General features: G+C 67.7%; 13 protein-coding genes. 8 read left to right on the plus strand and 5 right to left on the minus strand.

What is annotated here, in order from left to right; genetic code table 11:
• Window positions 1-22: 22 nt before the first annotated feature.
• Window positions 23-907 carry a LysR family transcriptional regulator gene (locus AC1REK_RS09845; RefSeq protein ID WP_492268189.1) on the minus strand — a complete coding sequence of 295 codons (885 nt, stop codon included), beginning with the start codon at window positions 905-907 and terminating at the stop codon, window positions 23-25.
• Between the two features lie 235 nt (window positions 908-1,142).
• On the opposite strand from AC1REK_RS09845, the gene AC1REK_RS09850 reads away from it, so the two are divergent.
• Genes AC1REK_RS09850 through AC1REK_RS09885 form a run of 8 tightly spaced genes read left to right on the plus strand, consistent with a single transcriptional unit; the run spans window position 1,143 to window position 11,325 of the window.
• Window positions 1,143-2,702 (plus strand): ABC transporter substrate-binding protein, encoded by a 1,560-nt coding sequence (locus tag AC1REK_RS09850; protein WP_492268188.1) that lies wholly within the window; start codon window positions 1,143-1,145, stop codon window positions 2,700-2,702.
• An 11-nt stretch (window positions 2,703-2,713) separates the two neighbouring features.
• Window positions 2,714-3,658, plus strand: coding sequence for an ABC transporter permease (locus tag AC1REK_RS09855; protein ID WP_492268187.1), 945 nt, complete (start codon window positions 2,714-2,716; stop codon window positions 3,656-3,658).
• The gene (locus AC1REK_RS09860) at window positions 3,655-4,539 is read left to right on the plus strand and encodes an ABC transporter permease (protein ID WP_492268186.1); all 885 of its coding nucleotides are present in this window, start codon (window positions 3,655-3,657) and stop codon (window positions 4,537-4,539) included. The genes AC1REK_RS09855 and AC1REK_RS09860 overlap by 4 nt, the downstream gene beginning before the upstream one ends.
• A complete protein-coding gene (locus AC1REK_RS09865) occupies window positions 4,536-5,501 on the plus strand; it encodes an ABC transporter ATP-binding protein (RefSeq protein ID WP_492268185.1) in 966 nt (321 codons plus the stop codon). The genes AC1REK_RS09860 and AC1REK_RS09865 overlap by 4 nt, the downstream gene beginning before the upstream one ends.
• Window positions 5,498-6,370 (plus strand): ATP-binding cassette domain-containing protein, encoded by an 873-nt coding sequence (locus AC1REK_RS09870; protein WP_492268184.1) that lies wholly within the window; start codon window positions 5,498-5,500, stop codon window positions 6,368-6,370. The genes AC1REK_RS09865 and AC1REK_RS09870 overlap by 4 nt, the downstream gene beginning before the upstream one ends.
• Window positions 6,357-8,432, plus strand: a complete 2,076-nt coding sequence (locus AC1REK_RS09875) for a hydantoinase/oxoprolinase family protein (protein WP_492268183.1) — start codon at window positions 6,357-6,359, stop codon at window positions 8,430-8,432. Before AC1REK_RS09870 ends, AC1REK_RS09875 begins: the two co-directional genes overlap by 14 nt.
• Entirely contained in the window at window positions 8,429-10,171 is a 1,743-nt protein-coding gene (locus tag AC1REK_RS09880; protein WP_492268182.1) for a hydantoinase B/oxoprolinase family protein, read from the plus strand. Before AC1REK_RS09875 ends, AC1REK_RS09880 begins: the two co-directional genes overlap by 4 nt.
• A complete protein-coding gene (locus tag AC1REK_RS09885; RefSeq protein ID WP_492268181.1) occupies window positions 10,168-11,325 on the plus strand; it encodes a DSD1 family PLP-dependent enzyme in 1,158 nt (385 codons plus the stop codon). Before AC1REK_RS09880 ends, AC1REK_RS09885 begins: the two co-directional genes overlap by 4 nt.
• Window positions 11,326-11,519: 194 nt before the next feature.
• Here the strand turns inward: AC1REK_RS09885 and AC1REK_RS09890 are convergent, their stop codons facing one another.
• From AC1REK_RS09890 to AC1REK_RS09905, 4 genes are all read right to left on the minus strand, one after another.
• Window positions 11,520-11,993 (minus strand): DsrE family protein, encoded by a 474-nt coding sequence (locus tag AC1REK_RS09890; RefSeq protein ID WP_492268180.1) that lies wholly within the window; start codon window positions 11,991-11,993, stop codon window positions 11,520-11,522.
• A gap of 56 nt (window positions 11,994-12,049) precedes the next feature.
• Window positions 12,050-12,679, minus strand: coding sequence for a hypothetical protein (locus AC1REK_RS09895; protein WP_492268179.1), 630 nt, complete (start codon window positions 12,677-12,679; stop codon window positions 12,050-12,052).
• Window positions 12,676-13,716 (minus strand): TAXI family TRAP transporter solute-binding subunit, encoded by a 1,041-nt coding sequence (locus AC1REK_RS09900; protein ID WP_492268178.1) that lies wholly within the window; start codon window positions 13,714-13,716, stop codon window positions 12,676-12,678. The genes AC1REK_RS09895 and AC1REK_RS09900 overlap by 4 nt, the downstream gene beginning before the upstream one ends.
• Before the next feature lie 62 nt (window positions 13,717-13,778).
• Window positions 13,779-16,805, minus strand: coding sequence for a hypothetical protein (locus tag AC1REK_RS09905; RefSeq protein WP_492268177.1), 3,027 nt, complete (start codon window positions 16,803-16,805; stop codon window positions 13,779-13,781).
• Between the last annotated feature and the right edge of the window lie 350 nt (window positions 16,806-17,155).

Here is a 17,155-nt window from a genome sequence, read left to right on the forward strand (position 1 = left end):
CGGGTCTGCCCCGGACGGGCCGTCAGTTCATCGCAATCTCGCGGGCGAGATTGGCGAGATAGCCGCAGAGATCGGCGGATTCGGTGTTCCACCACATCGCGCAGAGATTGTGCGCGGGGATCGGCGGGTCGGCCTCAAGTACGCGCAGGGCAAGGTTCTCGCCGGAGAGATGGATCATCTCGCGTGGGATCATCGCCGCGCCGGTGCCGGCGCTGGCGAGGCGGGCGATCACGGTTAGCGGGTTGCAGGTGTTGAGACGATGCGGCTTCAGCCCGCGCGCGCCGAACCACATCTGGATGGTGGTGAACAGGCCGGATGGCGAGCTGTTGGTGAAGATCGGCAGGTCGACGAGGTTTTCCGGCGTCGCGACGTTGCCGGAGAAGGGCAGGCCGGCTCCGACCACCCAGACGAGGTCGATCAGCCAGAGCGGGGCGATCGTGACGCCCTCATGCGCGCGCGGCTGAGACAGGAAGGCGATGTCGATCGAGCGGTCGAGCAGCAGCTGTTCGAGCCGGGTGCTGAAATCGACGGTGACGTCGACCTGAAGCTCGGCATGGCGGCGCGCCAGTTGGGCCAGGAGATCGGGCAGGATCGCGGCGGCGAAGGAGTCGGCGGCGCCGATGCGCAATAGGCTCTTGCCGCGCAGGCCTTCCTTGCTGTGGCGCTGCACCTGCTCGGCATGGGCCAGCATGCGCTCGACATCGGCATAGATCGCGCTGCCCAGCGTCGTGGGGGAGGGCCGGTAATGCGAGCGGTCGAAAAGCTCGGCGCCCAGAATGCGCTCGAGCTCCTTGATGCGCAGGCTGACCGTCGGTTGCGACAGGTTGAGATGCTGGGCGGCGGCGCGGAATCCTCCCAGCCGGGCCACCCAATAGAATGCTTCCGCCTGGCCGAAAGTGTAGCGCACCGCTCCGGGACCATCTCGGCATGAAGGCCCTCATCCTGGAGAGCCGCGGAGCGGCGTCTCGAAGAGCCAGGGCTGAGGGGATTGTCGACAGCTTACCAAACGATAGCGAAAGACAATCAAGCGGCAAGCACTTCCTATTTTTATTCGCCGCCTCAGCGCTCTAGCTTTCCCATGTTCGGCGCGGCGCCGGTCTCCGGCGCCGCCAAGGCATTGCCATAAAACAAGGGGGACTCCGATGCTGACCGTGCCGACAAATCGCCGCGCGTTTCTCGCAGCCGCAGCGGGCGGCGCCTTGGGCGGCCTTTTGCCCGCGAGCCTGCTCCACGCCCAACCGAACAACGGCAAGACGCTGACTATCGTCCTGCCGAGCAATCCGATCACCATCGATCCGATAAACCAGCTCAATCACGATGCGATGGTCCTCGGCCAGACCGTGTTCGAGAACCTGGTCGAATACGATATCGACGGCGTGCTGAAGCCGCAGCTGGCCAAGGCGCTGCCGGTGATCTCGGCGGACAAGAAGACTTATACCTTCGAGCTGCGCGACGACGTCACCTTCCACAACGGCAAGAAGATGACGGCGGAGGATGTGAAATACTCCTTCGACTACCTGCTCGACCCCGCCAACAAGGCGGCGCGCCGCTCGCTCTTCACCAGGATCACCAAGGTCACTGTGCTCGACCCGCTGAAGGTCCAGTTCGAGCTGTCGGAGCCCTATGGGCCCTGGCTCTATTTCCTGACGAAATACATGGGCATCTACCCCGCGGGTTCGCGCAAGGAGCATGGCGACGACTATTTCAAGTCAAAGCCCGCCGGCGTCGGTACCGGCTTCGGCGTCTTCGAGGAGTGGAAGCCGAACGACTATATCAGCTTCAGGAAGAACCCGAACTATTGGCGCAAGGGCCTGCCCCACTGGGACCGGCTCGTCGTCAAGATGATCCCGGAGGATGCGACCCGCGTCGCGTATCTTCTCACCGGGCAGGTCGACCTGATCAGCGCCCCGCCGCCGCGTGAATTCAACAGGCTGAAGACGATGCCGGGCGTCACCGGTGCCTCGCGCCCGACGCTGGGCGGCGCGCTCTTGATGTACACCAACAACCTGAAGGCGCCCTTCGACGATGTGAACTTCCGCAAGGCGGTGTCGGCCGCGATAGACCGCAAGACGATCGGCGAAAAAGTCTATTACGGGCTGCTCGATGCGTCCTCAGTGCCGTCGCCGGCGCGCGGCTGGTGGTTCAACGCCGAGGCCGACAAGGAGCTCGGCTTCGATCTCGAAAAGGCGAAGGCCCTTCTCGCCAAGTCGAAATACGCCACCGGCGCCGAGTTCGACCTCAGCATCCAGGCCGAGCCCTATCTGCTCGACACCAAGGATGCGGCGATCTTCGTGCAGGCGCAGCTCGCCAAGATCGGCATCAAGGTCAATCTCAAGGTCTACGAGTTCTCGGTGCTGATCCAGCAGGCGATCCGCGGCGAGCATCAGGCGGCGCTGCAGGTCTTCATGTCGCCGGGCGAGCCGAGCTACATCATGCAGGTCTGCCTGACGCCGGAGCAGGTGCTGTCCAAGAGCACGGGCTACAACAATCCCGAGTTCAACCAGACGCTGGCGGCCGCCTTCGCCGAGACGGAAGAAGCCAAGCTCAAGGAACTCTACGGCAAGCTGCAGTCGCTCGCCGCCCGCGACGCGCCGCTCGGCGTGCTCGGCTATGTTCATGCCTCCAATCTCTGGCGGCAGACGCTCCAGGACGTGAGGGTCAACCAGGGCCTGACCATCGCGCCCGGCGAGATCAAGGTCTGAGCGAGCCCGCCATGCTTCGCCTCGTCGCAGGCCGCATCGTCTCCTCGATCGGCACGCTGCTCTTCGTCGGTCTCGCGCTCTTCGCGCTGACACGCTCCGGTCCGGGCTCCCCGGCCCGGATCGTGCTCGGGGCCGACGCGACCGCCGAGCAGATCGCGCAGTTCGAGCAGTTGCATGGCCTCGACCGGCCCTTCCTGTCGCAATACGCCGCCTGGCTTGGCGACGTCCTGCGCGGGGATTTCGGCAAGTCCTTCGTCACCGGCCGCGACGTCGCGACCGAGATCGTCAGCGCCCTGCCGGTGACCTTGTCGATCGTGCTCTTCGCCTTCCTGATCGCCCTCGTCTTCGGGCTCGGGATCGGCGTGCTGGCGGCGCTCAAGCCGGGCGGCGCCTTCGACCGGGTGAGCCGCTTCGCTTCTGTGCTCGGCCTGTCGATCCCGGCCTTCTGGCTCGGCATCGTGCTGATCCGCTTCCTGGCGGTCGATCTGCGCCTGCTGCCGCCGGGCGGCTATTTCCCGCTCTCGGCCGGGCTGTCGTTGCACCTGCAGAGCATCCTGATGCCCTCGCTCTCGCTCGCAGTCTACTACGTCGCCGTGCTCGCAAGGATGACGCAGGCGAGCCTGCAGGAAACCTTGCGCGGCGACTATGTCCGCACCGCCCGCGCCATGGGTCTCTCCTCCCGCCAGGTCGTGTTCTACGCGCTGGTCAACGCGCTGCCGCCGGTGGTCAACCTCGCGGCGCTCTCCTTCGGCTACATGTTTGGCTGGGCGCTGATCATCGAGCAGGTCTTCAACATCCCCGGCCTGTCGCGCGCGTTGCTAAACGCGATCTCGCAGCGCGATTTCCTGCTGCTGCAGGGCATCGTCTTCCTGTTCACCGCGATTTTCGTCTTCGCCAATCTCGGCGCCGACCTGATCAACCGCGTGCTCGATCCGCGACAGAGGGCGGCGGCATGAGCGACCTGCGCAAGGCCCTGCGCGGCCTCGACTGGAGCGGCTGGCTCGGGGCCGGCATCGTCGGGCTGATCGTGCTCGCCGCGATCCTCGCGCCGCTGATCGCGCCCTATGACCCGCTCGCGCTCAACATCGAGGACAGGCTCGCCGCGCCGGGTGCAGAGCACTGGCTCGGCACCGACCAGGCAGGTCGCGACGTGCTCAGCCGCATCCTGTTCGGCGCGCGCGCCTCGCTCTCGGTCGGAATCGGCGCGGTGCTGATCGGTGCAGCGATCGGCGTCTCCGCCGGGATCTTCGCGGCCTACAGCGGCGGGCTCGGCGAGCAGATCGTGATGCGCATCGTCGACGGCGTGGCCTCGATCCCGCTGCTCGTCTGGGCGATCGCCATCGTCGGGATTCTCGGCGTCGGGCCGCTGCCGGTCGGGCCGCTGCTGCTGCCGAACGAGGTCAAGATCATCGTCCTCGTCGGCTGCCTGTTCTCGCCGGTCTTCGCCCGCGTCACCTATGCGGTCGCCAGGCGCATCGCCGGGGCCGATTATGTCCGCGCCCGCTTCCTGCAGGGCGCCTCGCACTGGCAGATCGTCATCGGCGACGTGCTGCCGAACTGCCTGTCGCCGATCATCGTGCAGGGCACGCTTCTGGTCGCGATCGGCATCGTCATCGAGGCTTCGATCAGTTTCGTCGGCCTCGGCGTGCAGCCGCCGCAGCCGAGCTGGGGCACAATGCTTTCCGATGCCCGCAGCGCGATTTATTCCGGCGAATGGTGGCTGCCGGTGTTTCCGGGCCTCGCCATCTCGCTGACCGTGATCGGCTTCAACCTGCTGGGCGATGCGGTGCGCGAGCTGTTCGATCCGCGCAGCGAAGCCAGGACGCTGGTCGCATGAGCCCGGCATTGCTCAGCGTCGAGGGCCTGCGCGTCGGTTTCCGCTCGGCGGATGGCGGCGTGGTCGAGGCGGTGCGCGGCGTCGATTTCCGCGTCGCGCCGGGTGAGGCCGTCGGCATCGTCGGCGAATCCGGCTCGGGCAAGAGCCTCAGCATGCTCGCGGTGATGCGGCTGCTCGGCGCGCCGGCGCGTGTGACCGGCGGGCGGGTGATCTTCGACGGCGAAGACCTGCTCACCGCCGACGAGAAGCGCATGCGGGCGTTGCGCGGGCGCGACATCGCCATGGTCTTCCAGGACCCGCAAAGCTCGCTCAACCCGGCGCTGACCATCGGCCGGCAGATCACCGACGTGGTGCGGGCGCATCGCGACGTTTCGGCCACGGAAGCCAGGCGCATCGCGGCGGAGTCGCTGGAGCGCGTCGGCATCCGCGATGCCGGCAGGCGCCTCGCTTCCTATCCGCACGAATTCTCCGGCGGCATGCGCCAGCGCGCCCTGATCGCCATGGCGATCGCCTGCCGGCCGCGCCTCCTGATCGCCGACGAACCGACCACGGCGCTCGACGTCACCGTGCAGGCGCAGATCGTCGACCTGATCGCGGAGCTCCGCCGCGAGCTTGGCCTCGCCGTCGTCTTCATCTCGCACAATCTCCAGGTCGTCGCCGAGATCGTCGATCGGGTCGTGGTCATGTATGGCGGCAAGGTCGTCGAGGACGGGCCGGTCGAGGCGATCGAGCGCGCACCGCGCCATCCCTATACCAAGCTGCTCAAGGCCTGCGTGCCGAGCCTGTCCGGCCCGGTCGGACCGCTGACCGCGATCGAGGGCGCGCCGCCGCGGCTCGGGCGCTTGCCGGCCGGTTGCCCGTTCTCGCCGCGCTGTCCAGACGCCATCGAGACCTGCGCCAGCCAGATGCCGGCGCTGATCGCCGAGGCCGGACACCGCACCGCCTGCTGGAGGCCGCGATGACCGGCCCAATCCTGTCGCTGCGCGGCGTCTCGAAATCCTTCCCGCAGGGCGGCCTCCTCGACCGTCTGCTGGGGCGCGACAGCCGGCTCGTCGCGCTCGACGATGTCAGCCTCGATGTGATGCGCGGCGATGTCGTCGGCATCGTCGGCGAGAGCGGCTCGGGCAAGTCGACGCTGGCCGGCCTCGCTGTCGGGCTGGCGCGGCCGAGCTCGGGCGACGTCCTGCTCGACGGCCAGTCGATGGCGGAATTGATGCGCGACCATGCCGGGCCGTGGCGCCGGCGCGTGCAGATGGTCTTTCAGGATTCGAGCAGCGCGCTGAACCCGCGCAAGAGCGTCGATCGTTGCATCAGTGAGACGCTGGCGCTGCGCGGCGTGCCCAAGGCACAACGCGAGCGCGAGATCGCCGAGCTGCTGACGCTGGTCGGGCTCGGTCCCGAGATCGGGTCGCGCCTGCCGCATGAGCTCTCCGGCGGGCAGCGCCAGCGCATCGGCCTGGCGCGGGCGCTGGCGATGAAGCCGGAGGTGCTGATCGCCGACGAGCCGGTCTCGGCGCTCGACGTCTCGCTGCAGGCGCAGGTGATCAACCTGCTCTCGCGCCTGACCCGAGAGCTCGGCCTGACGCTGCTCTTCATCAGCCACGATCTCGCTCTGGTGCGCACGCTGTGCAGCCGCATCGTCGTGATGCGGAAAGGGGCGATCGTCGAGGAGGGGCCTTGCCTCGACGTGCTCGACCGGCCGCAGCACCCCTACACCCAAGCCCTCATCGCCGCCGTGCCGAAAGGCCTCGCCGGCCGGCGCACGCCGTTGCCCGTGCGTGCCGACACGATGGCTCCAGAAAACCGGGAAGACATCCATGGCGCAGCATAGCTACCGGATCGGCATCGACATCGGCGGCACCTTCACCGATGTCGTGGTCGCGCGCGACGATGGGCTGATCGAGACCCGCAAGGTGCCCTCGACCCCGGACGATTACAGCCGCGGCATCGCGCAGGCGCTGAAGGCGCTGGTCGAGGATTACCAGACCACGCCCGACCGCATCACCGGCATCGTCCATGCGACCACGGTCGCGACCAATGCGATCCTCGAATACAAGGGCGCCCGCACCGGACTCCTGACCACCGCCGGCTTCCGCGACGTGCTCGAGATGCGCCGCCTGCGCATCCCGGTGCTCTACGACCTGCAATACGACAAGCCGAAGCCGCTGGCGGCACGGCGCCTGCGCCTTGAGGTCAGCGAGCGGCTCGGCCCCGACGGCGCGGTCCGCGTACCGCTCTCGCGCGAGGACGTCGTCGCGGCGGCGCAGCGCTTCCGCGAGGAGGGCGTCGAGGCTGTCGCGATCAGCTTCCTGCACGCCTATGCCAACCCGCAACATGAGATCGAGGCCGAGGAGATCCTGCGCGCCGAGCTCGGCGACGGCGTCTATATCTGCCGTGGCTCGGAGATCCTGCCGGAAATCCGCGAATACGAGCGCACCTCGACCGTGGTGGTGAACGCCTATATCGGCCCGGTCGTGCGCAACTATGCCAGCGCGCTGACGGCGCGGCTCGCCTCGATCGGCGTCACCTGCCAGGTCGAGATGATGCATTCCGGCGGCGGCATCATGCGGCTCGGCTCGGCGGTGAAGCGCGCCGCGTCGCTGGTCGAATCCGGCCCGGCCGCCGGCGTCATCGCCTGCGCGCGGCTGGTCTCGGGGAGCGACGAGCCCAGCATCATCTCCTTCGACATGGGCGGCACCACCGCCAAGGCGGCGCTGATCGAGCATGGCGAGCCGGCACGGACCACCGAATACGAGGTCGGCGCCGGCATCAATCTGTCGAGCAAGCTGGTCAAGGGCGGCGGCTACCCGATCAAGATGCCCTTCATCGACGTCTCCGAGATCGGCGCCGGCGGCGGCAGCATCGTCGCGATCGACAAGATGAACCAGATCTCGGTCGGCCCGCAGAGCGCCGGAGCGTATCCTGGGCCGGTCTGCTACGGGCTGGGAGGACGGCAGGCGACGCTGACCGACGCCTTCCTGACGCTCGGCTACATCAACGATATCGCGCTGGCCGGCGGCAGCTTTCCGCTTAAGGCCGATGCCGGCCGGGCCGCGCTCAACGACCAGGTCGCGCGCCCGCTCGGCCTCGATCTCCAGCAGACGGCGCGCGGCGTGCTGACGCTCGCGGTCACCACCATGACGCGGGCGGTCAAGGCAGTCTCGACCTATCGCGGCCGCGATCCGCGCCAGGCGACCTTGGTCGCCTTCGGCGGCAATGGCCCGGTGGTCGCGGCCGAGGTCGCGATGGCGCTCGGCATCCGCCGCGTCATCGTCCCGCGCGCTGCCGGCGTCTTCAGCGCGCTCGGTCTGCTGCGCTCCGATGTCGAGCAGGAGTTCGTGCGGCCGTCGCGGCGGCGGGCGGGGGAACTCGACGATACCGGGCTGGAGCAGCTCTTCGCCGCGCTCGGCGCCGATGCCAGCCGCATCCTCGCGCTCGAAGGCTACGACCTCGCGCAGGCCGAGTTCCGCTATGCCGCGGACCTACGCTATGTCGGCCAAGCCTATGAACTGACCGTGCCGGCGAGGCGCTTCGACATTGCGGAGCTCACCGAACTCTTCCATCGCGAGCATGAGCGCACCTACGGCCATCGCTCGCAGAAGGACGCGGTGCATCTCGTCAACGCCCGCCTGACGGCGCGCCTGCCGCTGATCGCGCCGCGCCAGCAATTTGCGGCGGAGGCGCCGATGCGCCGGGCCGACCGGTCGGTCTCCTTCGCAGCGGGCGCGCCTGCCGCCGCCATCGCCGTGATCGGCCGGGCCGATCTCGACGCCACGGCGCGGCGCGGGCCCTTCGTCATCGAGGAATACGACTGCACCTGCGTGGTGGGCCCCGGCCAGAGCGCGCGGCTCGACGAGGCCGGCAATATCGACATCGCCCTGGAGGCCGCATGAGCATGCGCGAGATCGACCCGATCACCCTCGAAGTGATCCGCAACGCGCTGGCCTCGACCGCCGACGAGATGGCGCTGATCGTGATGCGTTCTGCCTATTCGCCTGTTGTCCGCGACATCATGGATTACTCGACCGCGCTCTGCGACGCGAAGGGCCGGGTGATCGCGCAGGGCCTGACCCTGCCGATCCAGCTCTGCTCCTTCCCGCGCATCATGGGCTTCGTCCGCGAGCGCTATGGCGACACGCTGAAGCCGGGCGACATCCTGATTGCCAACGACCCCTACGGCTCGGGCGGCCAGCACCTGCCTGATATCTACATCCTGAAGCCGATCTTTGTCGCGGGCAGGCTTTCGGGCTTCGCCGCGACGGTGGCGCATCACACCGATCTCGGCGGAATCGTGCCCGGCAGCGTCGCGATCTACGCGACCGAGATCCAGCAGGAGGGGCTACGCATCCCGCTGCTCAAGCTCTACGACGGCGGCGAACCGGTCGAGTCCGTCTTTCGCATCATCGAGGCCAACACCCGCTCGCCGGTCGAGGTGCTCGGCGACATCCGTGCCCAGATCGCCGCCTGCAACGTCGCCGAGGAGGGGCTGAGGACGCTGATCGGCCGCTATGGCGCACAAGAACTCGACGCCTATATCGACGCGCTGCACGACCATGCCGAGGCGATGATGCGCGACGTCATCCGCGCCTTGCCGAACGGCGTCTATCGCGCCACCGACTATATCGACGGCGTCGGCGAGAACCCGCAGCCGCTGCCGATCGTCGCGACCGTCACCGTCGCCGACGACACGATCGACATCGATTTTGCCGGCACGGCCGACCAGGTCGCGGCCTCGATCAACTGCCCGATCTCGCTGCCGGAATCGGCCTCCTTCTGCGCCATACGCTGCCTGTCGCAGCAGGACATCCCCAATTGCGAGGGGTATCTGCGGCCGATCACGGTCAGGGCGCCCGAGGGCTGCCTGGTCAATCCGCGCTATCCGGCCGCCTGCGGCGCGCGCGGCGTCGTCGGCTACCGCGTCTTCGATGCGATCATGCAGGCGCTGGCGCAGATCGTGCCCGAGCGCGCCATCGGCGGCTCGGAGGGCGGGCCTTACCTGCTCGCCGCCGGCGGCACGCATGAGGGCCGGTCCTTCGTGCTCAACGAGATGGTGGTCGGCACCTGGGGCGCCCGCGCCGGCAAGGACGGCATCGAGGGCATCTCCAACCCCGCCGCCAACCTCTCCAACCAGCCGGTCGAGATGATCGAGGCCGACATGCCGGTCGAGGTGCTGCGCTATGGGCTGATGCCGGATACGGGCGGGCCGGGCGAGTTCCGCGGCGGGCTCTCCTTCATCCGCGAGTTCCGCTTCCTCGCGCCGATCCGCTTCGTGCTGCGTGGCGACCGGCGCGACCATCCGCCCTTCGGCTTCGAGGGCGGCAGCCCCGGTGCCCCCTCCGCCCACATCCTCATCCGCGCCGATGGGTCGGAACAGAGCCTGCCAACCATGCCGATGGAGAGCTTCGCTGCCCGCGCCGGCGATGTCTTCCGCCTGATCGGGGCGGGAGGAGGCGGTTATGGCGATGCGTTGCGGCGCGATCCCATCCGCGTCGAGGACGATCTGCGAGAAGGGAAGGTCACGGCAGAGGGCGCCGCCCGCGATTACGGCGTGGTCTTCGCCGCTGATGGCGTGAGCATCGATCGCGACGCCACGACCCGCCGACGCGCCGCGCTTGTAGAGGCTAGGACATGAGCATGCCCCTGTTCGGAGCGGCTGCGCTCAACCAGAAACTCGTCGGCGCGCCCGGCAGCCGGACGCGGCTGGAGACGCCGGCGGCCGTGCTCGACCTCGACCTGTTCGAGCACAACATCGCGCTGATGGCGGAGACTTGTCGCAAGGCGGGGCTCAACCTCAGGCCGCATGCGAAATCACATAAATGCGCCGAGATCACCCGCCGGCAGATGGCGGCGGGGGCGCTCGGCACTTGCTGCGCCAAGCCGGGCGAATTGCTGGCGCTGTTCGAGGGCGGCGTGCGCGATCTGCTGCTCAGCGCCCCGATCGCCAGCCCCGCCAAGATCGATGCTCTGGCGTGCGCTGCTGCAGCGGGCGGACGCATCGGCGTCGTGGTCGACCGGGCCGATCTCGCCACCGCCTATGCGCAGGCGGCGCAGCGGCACGGCACGTCTTTCGACGTGCTGGTCGATCTCGATGTCGGCTTGAAGCGCAGCGGCGTCGCGACCCCGGCCGAAGCGGTCGAACTGGCGAGGCTCGTCTCCAGGCTGGACGGGCTGCGCTATCGTGGCGTCCAGGCCTATCAGGGCCGCGTCCAGCATATCGACGATTTCGCCGCTCGCCGTGCCGCCAACCAGGAGATGGGCCGCCTGCTGGCCTCGATGGTCGAGGCGTTAGGCGCGGCCGGCTTCGCGCCGGAAATCGTCTCGGGCGGCGGCACCGGCAGCCATCTCCTCGACGGCGAGGATCGGTTGCTGACCGAGATCCAGGCCGGTTCCTATGTCTTCATGGACGAGGCTTATGGCAGCGTCGACATGCATGGCCGCGGCGGGCCGGAGTTCAAGCCGGCGCTCCGGATCGCCGTCACCGTGATCGGGCACAGCTCGCTCGGCTTCGCCATCACCGATGGCGGCAGCAAGAGTTTTGCGCTCGACGGCCCGCCGCCGCGCGTTTTCCTGGACGGCGAGCTGGTCGGGCGGATCGAATGGTGCGGCGACGAGTTCGGTCGCATCCTGCCATCGGACGGGCAGGGCACGTTGCCGATCGGCACGGTCGTCGAATGCACGGTCCCGCATTGCGATCCGACGATCAATCTGCACGACATCCTGCATGTCGTGCGCGGCGCCGACCTCGTGGCGCAGTGGCAGGTCGAGGCGCGTGGTCGCGCCGATTGAGGCCCCAGCGCTATTGGCCTGGGTTGGAAGGAGCGCAGGGCTGGACGAGCAATCTCTATAGCTGCAAAGCCGGCCAGCGGACGCCAGCACCGCTGCAGGGGAGCAGCAACAGACGATCTTGTAGTCCGCCAAACTGGCCAGGCAGCAAGCGAGGCGATCAGATTATCCGGCCGCCGCCATCCGAGCGCTGCTTGTCATGGCCTTACATAGGTCCAGCCGCGCTCCTGCAGTTCCATGACGCGCACCACGCCGGATTTTACGACCGAGACATCGGAAATGAGCGAGATCTCCTTGTTCTCAGCCTTCTTCATGTTCTCCTGCGTATTGCCACACGCCTTGAAGGATATGGCCGGCGTGCTGAGCGTGAGCTCCTTGATCCGCGCCTTGACCGGGGAGGTGTCGTCCCTGAGCATGTGCAGCCCCGGCCCGAAGGTGACGATCTCGATTTCGACGGGCTCGCCGATCTCCTTGTAGTGCTGCGCGACGTTCGTTGCGTTGTTGAGCGCGAGATTCATCGTCGCTGGGTCGTTCGAGTTCACCTGGAGGACGAGGCGGTGGGCTTTTGTTTCGGCGGCAGTCCGCTTCGATGTCTGCGCCGAGGCCTGCCTCTTTTCCTGCGCGATGGAGGGCGGCGAGGCGATCAGGAGCGCCACGACGCTGATCAGCACGGCCCGGGCAGTTCCGTTGCAAGCAATCATCTTCGTTCTCCCGTTTGGTTCGAGGATCATCGGTTGCCGGGGGTGGCACCGAGGTTCGGCCACTTGCAGGCTACGGCGATCTTGGCCCGCACCCCTTTCAGCCCGGCCAGGGCGAACTGCCCCTCATGGGCGGCGCCGGATCGGGGCACGAGGCGGACATTGAGGCCGCCCTCGTCAGGCAGGGAGTGCAGGAACTGCACGACATCGGCCCTGAACGCGGCGCCGGAGCCGAATGACGGCACTCCGGCCGCGATCTGCAGGGGAGCCGCCTCATTGACGCGATAGACGATGATATAGTCGGTTCCGCCACCGGTGACGGCCGGGCCCGAAACCGCCAATTCCGTTCGGCCGCCGCGGCAGTAGATGGTCAGCTGCGTCAACGAACTTTCGGGACCGCCGCGCGCGAACGTCTTCGCGGTCACGATCGGCGTATAGTCGACCGGCGAAGTCGTTTCGCTGACGATCCAGTTGTCTTCACCGCGGACCGGGCGGTCGGTAGGCACGATGCTGCGCGACAGCTTGTCCAGGCATTCCAGCCGTGCAGCAGATTCCATCGCAGCGCAGGCGCGAAGGTGAGCCGTCGGGTCGGCCACGTCCTGCGCCAGTGCGACTCCGCTGGCGATCTCGATCGCGATGGACAGGGCGACCACCTTCATCGCAAGGCCCGCGGCGCTCTCGTCTGGCGATCCAGCCAGTCCTGCGCCGCCGAGAACCGGTCGAGGCCGGGGACGGTCGCAGCCAGGTTGATCGACTTCCACTTCGGATCGAAGCCCGGTCCCTGAAGCCGGTCGATGCGGGAGAACAGCACATCGACGAAACGGGCGACGCGTTGGTAGCGGTTTGACTGCGTCGGCCAGTTGAACGCGACCAGCGCGGTCGGCACCGCGATCGTCTGCACCCGCTCGCCCTGCTTGATCAGGCCGGGATACTCGCCCGCCTCCAGCACCGCCGGCAGGTAGTAGTCCTCGAACTTGCTGTCGTACTGGACGGGCAGGAACTTGAAACCGGGCTCGAAACGCCCGCGCACGAAAGCATCGACCGGCTTCGAGGTGATGAAGACGACCGCGGCGATCTCGCCCTTGCGCATCTGCTCGAGCGCGATCTGGTGCGGGATGAACATCTTGTCCGCATTGATGCCGAGTCGACTGAAGATCAGCGGTCCCGAATAGGCCGCGGCGGTTCCCTGGGTGTTGAAGTTCACCTTCTTCCCGGCGAGATCCGATAGATTCTGGATCTCGGGGCGAACGAAGATGTGAAGTTCCGACGGGAAGAGATTGAGGACATAGGTGATTCGGCGCCTGATCTGCGGCAGCTGGGCCTTGTACTCGTCCAGCGCGTCGGAGTTGATGATCGCCGTATCGACGCCGCGCAGATAGAGCAGCGAATTCAGGTTCTCGGTGGCTCCGCGCGTGACGATCGGCAGGACATGCAGGTTCTGTCCATCGTCGGCGACGCGCGCCATCTCCGCCGCGAGACGCAGCGGCGCTCCCTCGATCAATCCGCCGGCAAGGCCGACGGTCCAGGCGTTCATCTTCTCTTGCGGCGTCTCCTGCGCCGCGGCGCGACGCGACGCAGCGCCCCCCTGAGCTTCGTTCCGCCGCGTCTGTGCCGACAGACCGTCCGCCAGAAGTGCTCCGGCGAGCGCGATCAATGAGGCTAGCAAGAGCAGGCGTCTTCCCGAGGACCGTTCCATCCCCCAACTCCCTCTTGAGCACCGCAACAAAATCACAGGCCGGAGCCGGCCTGACAGGCGTCTCACCGACCCAGGCTGTCGAACCTCTCCTTCGCCTCCTGAATGCCGCCGGCATGCGCCTTCGCGTAGAGTTCGCGCGCCCGCGTCACCTCGCCTCGCGTTCCATAGGTCTTCCACGCCGAAAGAACGCCGGGATCGTAGGTTTCGGCGAGCATGAAGACCGCGCGAGCGCTGCCCGAGTCCGCAGCGCGTTCGAGCACGATCCGCGCACCACCGATGTCGCCCTGGCCGAGCAGCACGCCGGCGCGCGCGATCATCCTCGCTGCCTCCGCACCGCCCTGTGCTTCCGGGACGGCCGGCGATGGCACGGCGGTCGCGTCCTTGACCTCGATCGCCGGGGCGGTCTGGTCGTTCGTGACGAGTTCTGGCCGGGCCTGCCCCTCGGCCGCGCGTCGCGCCGCATCGCGCTCGGCTGCCGACGCGGCAGACCTGTCGCGCTCTTCCCTCAGCGTCTGCTGAAGCGCCGCCAGCCTTGTCTCATCCGCCTGCCTGCGGAACCCCGTCTCTTCGCCAGCCTGGCGAAACTGCGCCGCCTGCGCCTCGATCTCGCGCCGCGCCGTCGCCAGCTCGTTTGCCAGGACGGCATAGCGGGCTCGCTCCTCCTCGAGGACCTTGTCGTGCTGCGTCGCGCTCGCGGTCAGTTCCTGCCGCGCCGCCGCAGTCTCTGCAAGAGCCGCCATTCTCTGGCGCTGCTGTTCGAGCAATTGCTCGGTCCTCGCGGTCTCCGCCTGCCTGAGCTCAGCCGTTTCATCGCTCACCTGGCGTGACCGCACTGTCTGCGCCTCGATCTCGCGTCGCGCCGTCGCCAGTTCGTTGGCCAATGCGGCGCTGCGGCTTCGCTCCTCGTCGAGGGTCTTGCCCTGCTGGGTCGCGCTCGCCGACTGTTCCTGTCGCGCCGCCGCTGCCTCCGCCAAAGCGGCTGCGATCTTCTGGCGCTGTTGTTCGAGCAGTTGCTCGGCCTTCGCGGCCTCAGCCTGCTTGAGGCGCGCCGCCTCATCGCTCGCCTTGCGCGATTGCGAGGCCTGCACCTCGATTTCACGCCGCGCCGTTGCCAGTTCGTTAGCCAGGGCGGCGTTGCGGGCACGCTCCTGGTCGAGAGCCTGCCCGTGCTTCGCCGCGCTTGCAGCCACGCCCTGACGCGCTGCCGCGGCCTCCGCGAGCGCGGCTTCCATCTTCTGACGTTGCTGTTCGAGCAGTTGCTCGGCTTTCGCGGTTTCCGCTTGCTTGAGCTGTGCGGTGTCGCCGCTTGTCTGGCGCGATTGCGCCGCCTGCGCCTCGATCTCGCGTCGTGCCGCCGCCAGCTCGTTCACCAGTTTCGCGCTGCGGGCCCGCTCCTCGTCGAGGGCCTGGCCGTGCTTCGCTGTGCTCGCAGCCAGATCCTGTCGCGCCGCCGTGGCCTCCGCGGCGGCAGCATCCATCTTCTGACGTTGCTGTTCGAGCAGTTGCTCGGCCTTTGCCTCAGCCTGCTTGAGCCTTGTCGCCTCGTCATTGACCCGGCGCGATTGTGCCATCTGTGCCTCGATCTCGCGCTGCGCCGTCGCCAGTTCGCGCGCCAAGGTGGCGCTTCGGGCGCGCTCCTCGTCTAGGACTTGACCGTACTTCGCCGCGTTCGCAGTCAGATCCTGTCGCGCCGCCGCTGCCTCGGCGATGGCGGCTTCCATCTTCTGACGATATTGCTCGGTCCTGCTGGCCTCGGCCTGCTTGAGCTGCGCCACTTCGTCGTTCGCCTGGCGCGATTGTGTCGCCTGTGTTTCGGCCTCGCGTCGCGCTTTCGCCAGCTCGTTCGTGAGGGCGGCGCTGCGGGCGCGTTCCTCGTCGAGGATCTGGCCGTGTCGCGCAGTCGTTGCCGCCAGATTCTGCCGCGCGGCTGCGGCTTCGGCGACAGCCTCCGCCATCTTCTGGCGCTGCTGTTCCAGTAGTTGTTCGGTCGTCGCAGTCTCCGCCTGCCTGAGTTGCGCCGCCTCGCTGTCAGCCCGGCGCGACCGTGCCGCCTGCGTCTCGATCTCGTGCCGCACTGTCGCCAGCTCGGTCGCCAGGGCCGCGCTTCGGGCGCGCTCCTCGTCGAGGGCCCGGCCATGCTGCGCAGTGCTCGTGGTCAGGTCCTGTCGGGCCGCCGCGGCTTGTGCCAAGGCGGCTTCCATCTTCTGACGCTGCTCCTCGAGCGATTGCTCGGTCTTGGCGCTCTCCGCCGGCTTGACCTGCTCCGTCTCGCCGTTCGCCTTACGCGATTGCGACGCCTGCGCCTCGATCTCGCGCCGCGCCATGGCCAGCTCATTCTTCAAGGCGGTGCTGCGGGATCGTTCTTCCTCGACGGCCTGATGACGCTGCGCGGTGTGCGCTGCCAGTGCCTGTCGGGCAGCCGCGACCTGCTCTGCGAGGACACCTGCGCGCTCGCGCTCCTGCTTCAGCAACTGCTCGGCGGCCGCGCCTGTTCGCAGTTGCGCTTCGAGGCGCTCGATGGTGCGCCGGGCCTTGCCGAGTTCCTGCGCAGTGGCTGTCTCCGGCGTCAGGGCATCGGGAACGTTCTGGTTCGGGAGGCGCTGCGTGGTTGGCCCCGGCGTCGCAGCGAGGCGCTGCTCTCGAACCGTCTGCGCTTCTTCCGCGGGTGGATTGGCCCGGTTCTCGGCGGTCTGCCGGACCTCGGGGAGCGCTGCCTGCAAGTCCTTGCTCGGCGAGCGGCTGTTCTGGGCGACAGCACCATCCTTGGCAGGTCGCTCGACGGTTTCCTGCCTCACGAAGTAGAACAACGCCACCGCCACTGCGACGACACCGACGGCGGGTGCAGCGAAGCGTCGCCATCTGGGTCCGGCGACATCATCCGCGACCACTTCTCCCTCGTCCGGCCGGAGATAGGCATCGCGGGCGAAGGGGTGCCAATGCGTCGGCGTGATCTTGACGGGATTACCGTCCTTCCCGATCCAGCCTCCTGCCTCCGCCGACCAGCGCCCAACGTCGAAAACCGCATTCGCGTCATCCTCCAGGATGACGAAATGCCCGTCCTTCGGTGCGGTCTCGATCGCGTGGCGCATGAAAGGACGCCTGTTCTGAGGGCATTATCGAGGCATGGCATCTCCACTGTGCCCGAGAAGGAAGCTCCATCTCCTCGCGGCAAGTCACGGGGAGACTATCCCCAATTGCGGCGTTACGCCACACAGCCCTCCGGATGCGCCGGCCGCTGGCGGAAGCCCGACATCACGGCTGCTGTGGGATAGCCGCGGCCGCGATGCCATCGCCCCATCGTTCTGCTTCTCGCTTGCTCGCCAAGGCTTTGGAGCGTTCCTGGTCTGCAATTGGTGCCGTCAGCGCGCTGCGGCACGAGCGGGAGCGCAGGCATGCCGCCTGGCCAGGAAACGCCCGGGCACGATGCTTCACACGAGCG

Source organism: Allobosea sp. GW823-FHT02B03 (assembly GCF_058797755.1).